Below are 9,301 nucleotides of genomic sequence, written 5' to 3'. Positions count from 1 at the left end.
TTTTTGCCGTTGATTTGAGGTAGTTAAAACCGCTTCAAATCAAGCTGACTCAGTGTTGGCTAGTGCCTGTTGCCGTGTCAGTGGATGCGCATTATAGGCAAATACTGAAACACCGCAAGGGCTTTTTGTAATAAAAACTTAAAAAAAAGATCGCTTGATGAGTTTTTCATCAAAAGCGATCTTTTTTAATCAATTCGCGCTGTAAAAGCCGATTAACCTAGCTAATAACAGCTGTAATATAGTGATTACTGGAACTGTTGTAAGAACTCGATAGCGTTTTCGTCATCCCAATCCACATATGTACGCACATATGCTACCAACTCGCCTTCTTTATTTAAGATAAAGGTGGCAGGTATGGTATCTAATGGGAATACCTCACGCAGATTTTGTCTTGCATCGTAATATGAATTAAACGAAGGTAAGCCAATTGACTCTAGAAAAGGACTAACTTGTTTCTTACCTTCTGCGTCAATAGATATCGGCATTAGTACGAAGTCATCTTTACTCAAGGTCTTCTCTAAACGATCAAGAGCTGGTAATTCTCGTACACAAGGTGGGCACCAAGTCGCCCACATATTCACGATTACTACTTTACCTTTATGCTCATCAAAATCGACTTCTTTACCTTCGGCATCATTAAAACCAATGTGCGCAATAGGAAAAGGGTTCTCAAGAACATTAATCTTATCTAGTGTCGAGTTGCTTACATGCTGCTGTTGCTTTTCCATTCCAGGATAAGCATTAACAGTAATTGTCACTGCTAATGCACTAAGCATGATCGCTTTGATCATGATATTCATTACTTATTATCCTGGCTTTGTTTGCTTTTCAGCAATGCTTCTAACTCATTTCGATCTGCATCGGTCATTTCTGGTGCCGCTGTCGATTTCCCACGTTGTTTACGTACAACAACCAGCGCCACATAAAGTGCAATCAACATTAGTACGAATGGACCAAGCCATAAAATATAAGTTTTCGGATCAAGTCTTGGCTTATAAAGTACAAAGTCACCATAACGACTTGTCATGAAATCTACAATTTCAGCATTGGTCTTGCCATCATCTACCATTGTGTAGACCTCAAGACGTAAATCTTGTGCAACTGGTGAGTTAGAGTCAATTAAGTTTTGATTTTGACATTGCGGACAACGTAATTCATGGGCCAAACTAAGCGCACGTTTTTGGTTGTCGGTAGATTTAAATTCATAGGTATCTACTGGCGTTGCCATCACATTGAAAGCCAAAACCAAACTTGCCATGAAGCCAACAAGTATTTTAAATGTCTTCATTCTTAAACTCCGTCTTGTTTCGCTTCAGCTTGCAACTGTTGGATCATTGGAAATAGAGTCTCACTCCATACGTTCCTATCGATAGGACCTGCATAGCGGAAACGAATGATGCCATTATGATCAACAATAAAACTCTCTGGTGCACCATAAACACCTAGGTCTAAACCTAAACGGCCGTCTTTATCGAAAATATTGATCGTGTAAGGATCACCTTCACGACTTAACTCTCTAATAGCTGGCGCACGCTCGTCGCGATAGTTAACACCATATATGGGTAGAATGTTCTTACGCGCAAGCATCATTAAAAAAGGATGTTCGTATTTACAAGCAGGACACCAAGTTGCCCAAACATTGATTAGCGATACATCACCTTTTAAATCTTCCTGCGTTAGCATTTCACCCGGTGTTTCGAGACGTTCAAGTTGGAAAGCCGGAACCGGCTTTCCTTCTAGTGCTGAATCGAGCTCTTGCGGATTTAAGAATAACCCCTGATATAGAAAAACTCCCATCCCCAAAAACAATACCAATGGTATAAACAGCACCAACTTTTTCATATTTTCTCCAATAAATTAAGCAGTCGCTAATTTCGCTTCTTTATTTTCATCTTTTGCGGTTTTAGTTTCTTTAACACGGTAACGTTTGTCGGAAGCCGCTAAGAAACCACCTACCATCATGAAAATAGAACCAATCCAAATCCAACGAACAAAAGGCTTATAGTTAAGACGTACAGCAAACTGAGTCATACTTAGTGGGTCACCCATAGTGACGTATAAGTCACGGAAAATACCCCAATCAATACCAGCTTCAGTCATATCCATTGTACGAACATTATATTGACGACGATCTGGTCTTAATAATGTGACAAACTTGTCATCTTGATAAACTTCTATCTGACCTTGTTGTGCTGTGTAGTTTGGACCGACTACATTTTTAGTTTCAATGTAGTTAAAGGTATAACCCGCTAACTCTTCACTGATGCCAGGTCCCATACGAACACTTTTCTCAATTGAATAATTAGACACCATAGTGGCACCAACAATTGATACAGCTATACCCATATGCGCCACTAACATACCCATTTCACTACGACCAATCTTATTAAGAGTGAATTTACCATTCACGTCAGTAAGAAGGTTATAAGCAGCTCTAAAGGTAGCAAGTGAAACCCAAGTTGCTGCACCAATACCAAATACAACCCAAAGGTTTAATTCGTCACCAGCTATAAACGGTGTAGCTAAACCAACAACAGCAGCAACAATTGCAGGTATAAGTAATTGACGCTTCAATTCACCCGCTTTCGATTTCTTCCAGCGAATAATTGGACCAATACCCATAAAGCCAAACAGTACTAATACAATTGGTACAAATACAGAATTAAAGTATGGAGGTCCTACAGAGATTTTACCCATACCTAATGCGTCGATTAGTAGCGGGTATAAAGTTCCAAGTAAAACAGTACCAGCTGCAACAGTCAGTAACACGTTACACACTAATAGGAATGTTTCTTTAGACTTCAATTCAAATCTTGCAGGGCTACTCATTTCACTTGCTCGCAGTGCGAATAAGGTTAAGGAGCCGCCAATAGCTAAACCAAGCAGTAGTAAGATGAACATACCACGACTAGGATCTGCTGCGAATGAATGTACTGATGTTAATACACCAGAACGTACAATGAATGTACCTAATAAACTAAGCGAAAATGCAAAGATTGATAGTAATACAGTCCAGTTACGGAACGCACCACGCTTTTCTGTAACAATTAAAGAGTGAACAAGGGCTGTACCGATCAACCAAGGCATAAATGATGCGTTTTCAACTGGATCCCAGAACCACCAACCGCCCCAACCTAATTCGTAGTATGCCCACCAAGAACCAAGAGAGATACCACCGGTTAAGAATACCCATGCAGCTAGTGTCCAAGGACGTGACCAACGAGCCCAAGCTGAATCTAAACGACCACTCATTAGTGCAGCGATAGCAAAAGCAAAGCTAACAGCAAAACCAACATAACCTAGATAAAGCATCGGAGGATGGAAAATTAGACCCACGTCTTGCAACATTGGGTTTAGATCTCGACCTTCCATAGGAATTGGGAAAATTCGCTCAAATGGGCTAGAAGTCAGAATCATAAATAATGTGAAACCAACGATGACCATTGCAAGTACCGACAGTACGCGCGCAATGAACACTTCTTCCATACCTTTACTAAAGGTAGCAACAGCAGCTGCCCAAACCGTTAGAGAAAATACCCAGAAAAGTAATGAACCTTCATGGCCACCCCACACAGCGGCAATTTTAAAGAAAATTGGCAATTGTGAATTGGAGTGATGTGCTACATAAGCCACAGAGAAATCATCAACAGCAAAGCTGTAACCAAGGCTGATGACAGAAAGAGTGATAAAAAAGAACATACCGTAACAAATCGGCCAAGCATATCTTACGAGATACTGGTCTTTACGGGCTGCACCAAATAACGGCACGGTCATCAATAGAATGGCGAATGCCAAACCAATAATGAGCGAGAAGTGTCCAAGTTCAGGGATCATGGGTATTCCTCAATTTTTAAAAAGTTGATCTAGCTATATAGAGCTGAACCAACGCATATCTTACATAATGCTTTAAAACAGTGATATTAACATTAGCTAATACGAATTTGCTTATATTTTAGTAGTTGCTGTTGTTTATGTCTGCCACTTTCGTGCAAAACTGGGTGACTTGTCTCATTCTCAAAAAAATAGAGAGTAAAAACACTCAGTTATCAACTGTTGACCATAAGACAGAAAAACTTCACTTAAGTTTCGTTTGTTTTTTTTATTGCTTATTAATCTGTGAACCAGTGCTCAACTATGACGATTCTGGTTCGGTTATATCGTATATTACTGTTCAATGAATCATCTTTACGTATAATCTACCCTCAAGTCAGGCGGCTAAGTCGCTCTGTTTTTTCAGCAACCTAAAAGTGAATATTGAAACAATGACCACATTTTGGATATTTATTGCTCTTGTCGTCGTAATCAGTTTAATGCTGATTTGGGTCCCACATTTTCGTCAGCAAAAAATGTTAGCTGCTGAAGAATCAGGCGTACGTAAGCAAACAAACCTTGAGCTATTTAATGAACGTTCTTCTGTCCTTGAAAAAGAGTTAGAAGATGGTTTATTAGATCAAACCGAATTTGATGCACTTAAAAAAGAACTTGAAATCGGCTTACTGCAGGACATGAAGCAAGACGGCGACGATTCTCTTGATACGAAAATTCAATCAAAAGGGATCTTATGGCCATCAGTGATGACTGTTTGTATTCTTGGTATTTCAGGTTACTTCTATCAAACATTAGGTGCTTATCAAGAGCTTTCTAATCCTCCGCAAGCTGAAGCAAGCCCTCATCAAGGCATGAGCCCAGAACAAATTATGGCTCAACGCGTACAAATGATGGAGCAGCAAGTACAAGCAGACCCGGAAAATAGTCAAGCTTGGTTTAGCTTAGGTCACGCTTATATTTCAGCTAACCAATTTGACCAAGCTATTGCTTCATTTGATAAAGTAATGGAGTTAGTAGGAACTGCAGCTGAATTATTAGGCCCTAAAGCAACTGCGATGTACTACAAAAATGGGCAACAAATGAATCCTCAGATTCAGGCGTTGGTTGATCAATCTCTATCTTTAGATGCACAAGACCCATCGACTTTATTACTTGTTGGTATGGACTCTTTCTTTACTGCTGATTACCAAGCTGCGATTAATGCTTGGCAAACCATTTTAGATAGTGGTCGCAGCGATATTGACCGCACAGCAGTAATGAATGCAATTGAATCAGCCAATATGCGTATTCAAGCTGAAACTGGTGAAATGCCAAATGACAGCAATCACAACCCAATGACACAGGCTACTACAGCTAAGACAGTTGATGTTGAAATTGCAATTTCTCCAGAGTTAGCAGATAAAGTTAGCTCAACTGATATGGTGTTTATTTTTGCTCGCTCAACTCAAGGACCTAAAGTTCCACTTGCAGCGACTAAAATTAGCGCAAATAGCCTACCGGTTACTGTGACGCTGGATGATTCCACCTCTATGGGCGGCGATGTAAAACTTAGCAGCGCAGAGAACGTAGAAATTATTGCAGTACTTTCTAAGCACGGAAGTGTTAAAGCACAGGCTGGTGATTTGAAAGGTGTGGTTGCTTCTGTTGCTGTCGGTGAAGAAGCTAAGTTAACTTTAGATACAGTTGTCCAATAAGTCTAACCGTTAACGCTAAAAACTAGCGATTAAAAAGACATTAAAAAACCGGCTAATAGCCGGTTTTTTTATTGAGTTTGCTAAATTACTTAGACATGAACTCAATCGCTTTTTGGTAATCTTCATCTGAACAGTCAGTACACATACCACCTGGTGGCATTGCACCTTTACCAGTTTTAACCGTACCTACTAATGCATCCATACCAGTAGCTAAACGAGGTTCCCATGCAGCGGCATCGTGTGCTTTTGGTGCTCCAGCGACTCCCATGCTGTGACATACTTGACACGCTTTGTTATAAACAGCTTCACCATCTTGAGCGAAAACGTTCGAAGACAAAGTCAATGCAGCAACTGCAGTCATTGCTAATAATTTTTTCATGTTCATCGTTCCTAAATGCAAATAAATTCAAAGCTCAATGCCACCTTTAAACACAGGTAGACTTATATAATCGACATCAGATTACTACAAACTTCAATAAAACTCACCTTTTTGTGATAAGAATCTCACCTTCTTACTCAAATAAAGACAATAAACCTGTAATGAGTAATATATTAGAGAATCATGAAAAAGTTCACATAAGATGTATTTTATTGGAACCACTTCAAATACCTAGCACATAGATGATCTGAATGCTAAACCCTTAATTGTGTTTATGATAATATTCATTTTGTATTCATCCTCAACACGTTAAAGAGGGCTTAGTGACAGACAACAATCAGCAGCAAGTTTTAGTCAGAGCAAATGAACTGACATGTATTCGCGAAGACCGCATTCTATTTGATCAATTAAGCTTCGAGATCAATGCAGGTGATATTGTCCAAATTGAAGGCCCTAATGGTGCAGGTAAAACCAGCTTATTGCGTATCATAGCTGGTTTATCAAGACCATACGCGGGTGAAATTCAGTATATAGATACTGATATCAATCAGTGTCGCGACGAATTTAATGAAGATTTACTATACCTTGGACACCTCGCGGGTGTTAAGAGTGAGTTAACAGCAAATGAAAATCTTAACTTCAATTTAAGGTTGAGCGGTTATGATGACTTTGATAGTTATGATTTACTCGCTAAGGTTAACTTAGGCGGTTTCGAAGAGGCGCTAGCTGGACACTTATCAGCAGGTCAACACAGAAGAACAGCCCTAGCCAGACTCTGGCATACCAATTGTAAAATATGGATTCTAGATGAACCTTTTACCGCCATTGATAAAAAAGGCGTAGAAGAGCTGGAACAATTGTTTATTAAGCACACTCAAAGAGGTGGATGTGTCATTATGACGACTCACCAAGATATGAGTCTCATTACAGATGAAGTGCTTCGTAAGATCAAACTAGACTATCGCTTCGTATAAGGTACAACAATGAAAAGAGGCATCAGTTACACCCAAGCATTTCTGACATTGTTGCAACGTGATTTAAAAATCGCGATAAGACATCGTGGGGATATTTTTAATCCACTGTTGTTTTTTGTTTTAGTCGTAACCCTGTTTCCTTTAGGGATTGGACCTGAACCTCAGGTTTTATCACGCGTAGCACCTGGCATCATTTGGGTTGCAGCACTATTGGCTTCAATGTTGTCACTAGAACGATTGTTTAAAGCAGATTTTAATGACGGCAGCTTAGAGCAGATGCTACTAAGCCCGCAACCGTTACCAATACTAGTATTATCAAAAGTATTGGCTCACTGGATTTTAACTGGTGTACCATTGATATTAGTAGCACCTTTATTAGCAGTTTTGCTACATTTAGAAAGCAATAGCTATACTGCACTAATTTTAACGTTAACTGTGGGCACACCCGTTTTATCGTTACTTGGCGCTATTGGTGTTGCATTAACCGTAGGGTTACGCAAAGGCGGAGTGTTACTTAGCTTGCTCATTTTGCCGCTTTATATACCAGTACTAATTTTTGCTACCAGTGCAATTGATGCTGCTGGTTTAAATTTACCTTATACCGGACAACTTGCCATTATTGGCGCCATGTTGGTCGGATCATTAATTATGGCACCGTTTGCAATTGGTGCTTCATTACGAGTGAGTACAAACTGATATGTGGAAATGGCTTCATTCATACGCTGATCCTGAGCGTGCATACAAATTAGCATCTACGTTGTTACCTTGGTTCGCGTTTACTGCCATCTTGTTGATAAGTGTTGGTACTATCTGGGGAATGTTGTTTGCTCCAATGGATTACCAGCAAGGTGAAAGTTTCAGAATCATTTATATCCACGTACCTGCAGCCTCTATGTCTATGGCCGCATATATGGCAATGGCGTCTGCATCATTTGTTGGTATTGTATGGCAAATAAAAACAGCTGATTGGGTTGCAGCTTCAATTGCACCTATCGGCGCAGTCATTACCTTTATCGCTCTATTAACTGGTGCTGCATGGGGTAAACCTATGTGGGGTACTTGGTGGGTATGGGATGCACGCTTAACGTCAGAACTTGTACTATTATTCTTGTATCTTGGTGTTATTTCTCTATACGCATCATTTGAAGATAAAGTATTAGCAGCACGAGCAGCAGGCATTTTAGCCATCGTCGGTGTAATCAATATCCCAATTATCAAATACTCTGTAGATTGGTGGAGCAGCTTGCATCAACCAGCAACAATTAAAATTACTGAAAAATCAGCAATGCCAATGGAAATGTTAGCACCGCTACTAATCAATATATTTGGTTTTGGTGTAATGATTGGCGCAATTACCTTAGTACGATATAAAGCTGAAATTTTGGCAAGGAATGGTATGCGCCCTTGGGTTAGAGAATTAGCAAAAGCGGAGGCATCGAAATGATCCAGTTCGAATCGTTTTCAGAATTTTTTAATATGGGCGGTTATGCATTTTATGTATGGTTGTCATACGGTGTTACCTTCGGAAGCTTAGGAACCTTATTATTCTTTAGCCTTCGACAAAAAAGATCTGTCTTACTTGAGATATCTAAAAAGATGGAACGAGAAGATCGCCTTAAAGAAACTAGGAGTAGTAGATAGTGAACTCTAGACGTAAAAAAAGACTCACACTTGCCGTAGCATTAATTGCAGGTGTAGCAGGTATCGCATCATTACTTTTGTATGCATTGAACTCTAATTTGAACTTATTTTTTACCCCACACGAAATCGTGAACGGTAAAAAAGATACAGGTGAGAAGCCAGAAATCGGTCAACGTATTCGCGTTGGTGGTATGGTAACCGTTGGTACAATGGTTCGTGACCCAGACAGTCTTCATGTTGAATTTGAAATTCATGATGCCTTCGGTGGCGCAATTACTGTAACATTCGATGATTTATTACCAGATCTATTCCGTGAAGGACAAGGTATCGTTGCACAAGGAGTGTTAATCAAACCTGATACAATTCAAGCAACTGAAGTGCTTGCTAAGCATGATGAAAACTACATGCCTCCAGAAGTAGCTGAAGCAATGGGTCAAACTCATGAGAAGTTAGACTACTCTGAGCAAAAGCAAACGGAAGGCTATAAATACCAATAATTTATTAGTCGCTACTGAAATGCCAATCAAAAGATTGGCATTTTTTTTGTTTTAAAAACAATAAACAAACTGTATCACCCTCATTCTATAACAGAATTACTTTCCTGAATTACAAGCTAACGTACCATTTCTTGGTGTTTACTCTCATAACCATGAGCCAGTGAGCCAGTGAGCCAGTGAGCCAGTGAGCCAGTGAGCCAGTGAGCCAGTGAGCCAGTGAGCCAGTGAGCCAGTGAGCCAGTGAGCCAGTGAGCCAGTGAGCCAGTGAGCCAGTGAGCCAGTGAGCCA

General features: G+C 39.9%; 11 protein-coding genes. 6 read left to right on the top strand and 5 right to left on the bottom strand.

Features of this window, described 5'->3' with window-relative positions:
- Positions 1-245: 245 nt before the first annotated feature.
- The 4 genes from K5Q58_RS20175 to K5Q58_RS20160 are packed head-to-tail and all read right to left on the bottom strand — an operon-like array spanning position 246 to position 3,834.
- Positions 246-800 (bottom strand): TlpA disulfide reductase family protein, encoded by a 555-nt coding sequence (locus K5Q58_RS20175; protein ID WP_220755645.1) that lies wholly within the window; start codon positions 798-800, stop codon positions 246-248.
- A complete protein-coding gene (nrfF, locus tag K5Q58_RS20170; protein WP_220755644.1) occupies positions 800-1,288 on the bottom strand; it encodes a heme lyase NrfEFG subunit NrfF in 489 nt (162 codons plus the stop codon). The genes K5Q58_RS20175 and nrfF overlap by 1 nt, the downstream gene beginning before the upstream one ends.
- Positions 1,289-1,290: 2 nt before the next feature.
- Positions 1,291-1,842, bottom strand: a complete 552-nt coding sequence (locus K5Q58_RS20165) for a DsbE family thiol:disulfide interchange protein (protein WP_220755643.1) — start codon at positions 1,840-1,842, stop codon at positions 1,291-1,293.
- Positions 1,843-1,857: 15 nt separating this feature from the next.
- A complete protein-coding gene (locus K5Q58_RS20160; RefSeq protein WP_220755642.1) occupies positions 1,858-3,834 on the bottom strand; it encodes a heme lyase CcmF/NrfE family subunit in 1,977 nt (658 codons plus the stop codon).
- A 428-nt stretch (positions 3,835-4,262) separates the two neighbouring features.
- Between K5Q58_RS20160 and ccmI the strand changes: the two genes are divergently transcribed.
- Complete coding sequence (gene ccmI, locus K5Q58_RS20155) at positions 4,263-5,522, top strand: c-type cytochrome biogenesis protein CcmI (RefSeq protein ID WP_220755647.1); 1,260 nt, start codon at positions 4,263-4,265, stop codon at positions 5,520-5,522.
- 85 nt (positions 5,523-5,607) lie between these two features.
- On the opposite strand, the gene K5Q58_RS20150 is transcribed toward ccmI, so the two are convergent.
- Positions 5,608-5,901, bottom strand: a complete 294-nt coding sequence (locus tag K5Q58_RS20150; protein ID WP_220755641.1) for a cytochrome c5 family protein — start codon at positions 5,899-5,901, stop codon at positions 5,608-5,610.
- Between the two features lie 323 nt (positions 5,902-6,224).
- On the opposite strand from K5Q58_RS20150, the gene ccmA reads away from it, so the two are divergent.
- Genes ccmA through ccmE form a run of 5 tightly spaced genes read left to right on the top strand, consistent with a single transcriptional unit; the run spans position 6,225 to position 9,013 of the window.
- Positions 6,225-6,875 (top strand): cytochrome c biogenesis heme-transporting ATPase CcmA, encoded by a 651-nt coding sequence (gene ccmA, locus K5Q58_RS20145; protein ID WP_220755640.1) that lies wholly within the window; start codon positions 6,225-6,227, stop codon positions 6,873-6,875.
- Positions 6,876-6,884: 9 nt separating this feature from the next.
- Positions 6,885-7,571, top strand: coding sequence for a heme exporter protein CcmB (gene ccmB, locus K5Q58_RS20140; RefSeq protein ID WP_102529605.1), 687 nt, complete (start codon positions 6,885-6,887; stop codon positions 7,569-7,571).
- A gap of 1 nt (position 7,572) precedes the next feature.
- Positions 7,573-8,319, top strand: a complete 747-nt coding sequence (locus K5Q58_RS20135; RefSeq protein WP_220755639.1) for a heme ABC transporter permease — start codon at positions 7,573-7,575, stop codon at positions 8,317-8,319.
- Positions 8,319-8,516 carry a heme exporter protein CcmD gene (gene ccmD / locus K5Q58_RS20130; RefSeq protein WP_220755646.1) on the top strand — a complete coding sequence of 66 codons (198 nt, stop codon included), beginning with the start codon at positions 8,319-8,321 and terminating at the stop codon, positions 8,514-8,516. The genes K5Q58_RS20135 and ccmD overlap by 1 nt, the downstream gene beginning before the upstream one ends.
- Positions 8,516-9,013, top strand: a complete 498-nt coding sequence (gene ccmE, locus K5Q58_RS20125) for a cytochrome c maturation protein CcmE (RefSeq protein WP_220755638.1) — start codon at positions 8,516-8,518, stop codon at positions 9,011-9,013. Before ccmD ends, ccmE begins: the two co-directional genes overlap by 1 nt.
- Positions 9,014-9,301: the final 288 nt, after the last annotated feature.

This window comes from Shewanella sp. KT0246, from assembly GCF_019654955.1.
In the GTDB taxonomy this organism is placed as follows: Bacteria; Pseudomonadota; Gammaproteobacteria; order Enterobacterales; family Shewanellaceae; genus Shewanella; species Shewanella goraebulensis.
Note: the sequence above shows the minus strand (reverse complement) of the source record. Positions and strands in the feature narration are given on the sequence as shown.